This window comes from Frankia sp. CoWAU3 (genome assembly GCF_977971855.1).
Map to the genome: position 1 here is coordinate 2323 of NZ_CDWWXB010000297.1, position 1169 is coordinate 3491.

The following is a 1169-nucleotide window of genomic DNA, read 5'->3' on the forward strand; positions in this document are numbered from 1 at the left end:
GGTCGCATGCTCGAAGCCAACCAGCAGCCAGTCATCGACCTGGCATGCGAACCGTGGACTCGGCGCGATTCCTGCGGCGAGGTGTCCGAACGTGTGCTCGTTACGGAGCCAGCGTGCTCGCCGGCCGCCGCCGTGGACGCCTTTGACGAACAGCCGCTGCTCACCCGCATCCACGACCGCGGCGAGGTCGCAGCCGTCCCCGACGTCCACCGAGTCGGCGGACGTGACGGGTCCGGTCTGCGCCTCAACCGCGTCGCGGACCTGCGTCGGCAGATCATTCCACTTCATGGGAAGTTCGACTCCGCTACTTGGGGACCCGGCTGCCCTTATTTTCGTCGCCGTCCTTGCCGCTTGCCGAGCAGTTGCCCTCGTCGGAGCATGTGGAGCACGTCGCCCACAGTTCGTGGTCGACGGCGTATCCGGCCTGTTGCATCAGGGTGATCGTACGAGCGCGCCTGGCTGCGCTGATGCTGCGGTCGGGTGGCGCGTCGTCGGGCACGTGGTGGATGAAGTGGCCGGCGACCTGCCGGCAGAACAGCGTGTACTCCTTGGTGTGCAGCAGAAAGGTGTGCCAGCCCAGGTCGATGGTGTGGCTGGGCACATGCGGCGTGTCCGGGTCCTCGCCGCACGCGGCGAGGAAGGCCAGAGACTGGTCGATGATGCGCTCGGCCAGGTGGTCCGCCGCGAGCCGGTTACACAACCGCTCGAAGAGTCTCGGCGTAACAAGATCGCGGCCTCTTCGGGTCGCGATGATCGTGGGCGTGGACATGGTGGGTTTCCTCTCGTCGGGGTCGAACCGCCAGCGACCACGCCGGGTGGCCGCGACGGTTCCTGCTTCGTCGACCCGCCGGGAACGCGGCCTTCAACAGGACCGTTTTAACTGGCGGTCGACAGACTACGCAGCGAGTGGTGGTCGATTGTTCACGCTTGCGAACACGCCTGACGCACTGTTCACATCGGTGAACTCATCTGTAACCGTACGGCCGACGTTCGTGGGGCTACTCTGAGCGTGTACACCCACACGTGTATTCCGGTCAGGAGAGGCGTCTGTGAACCAGGGCTGCGCGAAGGTCGCGTGGTGTGACGGTCTGTTGCGTTAAGTGGCTATGAATTGGAGTGCCCGGCGGCGGTCTCCGGCGATGTGTTCGAGGTTTTCCTTGACTTTTCGG

The 1169-nt window shown here is 64.9% G+C and carries 1 protein-coding gene and 1 pseudogene; both read right to left on the reverse strand.

The window, feature by feature from the left end:
* Nucleotides 1-288: pseudogene (locus tag AC08ON_RS17455) on the reverse strand (hypothetical protein); the annotation flags it as partial.
* A 16-nt stretch (nucleotides 289-304) separates the two neighbouring features.
* Nucleotides 305-769, reverse strand: a complete 465-nt coding sequence (locus AC08ON_RS17460; RefSeq protein WP_476608637.1) for a glycine-rich domain-containing protein — start codon at nucleotides 767-769, stop codon at nucleotides 305-307.
* Between the last annotated feature and the right edge of the window lie 400 nt (nucleotides 770-1169).